Source organism: Neisseria sp. P0021.S005, from assembly GCF_051956955.1.
In genome coordinates this window covers 1-679 of record NZ_JBQCWY010000845.1, presented here as the reverse complement: position 1 = coordinate 679, position 679 = coordinate 1, and the positions used below count along the sequence as shown (strand labels likewise).

The 679-nt window shown below is 50.5% G+C and carries 1 pseudogene; it reads left to right on the top strand.

Annotated elements, in window-relative coordinates:
• Window positions 1-679 (top strand): annotated as a pseudogene (locus tag ACTHUE_RS19735) (YadA-like family protein); the annotation flags it as partial.

Sequence of the window (679 nt, the reverse complement as noted above, 5' to 3'; positions counted from 1 at the left end):
GCCATACCCGCGAAGCCAATGCCATAGCTTTGGGTAACAACGCCAACGCGGACGATACCAATTCCATTGCTATCGGTACAAACAGCAAAGCTGCTCAAGCTGCAGCAGTTACTATCGGTAATAATGCAACAGCCCTGAAATCCAGTGCGGTTGTTATCGGTGAAGAAGCGAAATCCAATAATTCACGCTCTGTCGTTATCGGCTATTACGCTTCTGCAACCAATCCGGCAATGTCCGCATCCAATCAAGATACCAATCAAACTGTTGCTATCGGTGCATACGCCAATGCATGGGGTGATCAATCTACTGCCATCGGTAACAATGTATTCGCAAAAGGCGATTCTTCTATCGCCATCGGTTCAGACGACTGGGATACCGTTGCAGCGAAAACTGTAGAAGGTACGGGTAAAACGGTTAAAGAGGTTTATCACGACTATACCGGCGATGTAATGGCAACCGGTCCAGGCTCTTATGACCTGGCGACCTCAGGCGAAGCGGCGGTTGCCATTGGTGCTAAATCACTGGCAACAGCCGAATTGTCTACCGCCTTCGGTACGGGTACACACGCTCTAGGTGTTGCCTCTGCCGCATTCGGTATGGGTGCGAAAGCCACTCAAGGCAACTCTGTGGCAATCGGTGCGGGCAGTACGACTGCAACCAATGCAACTAAAGTCAACGA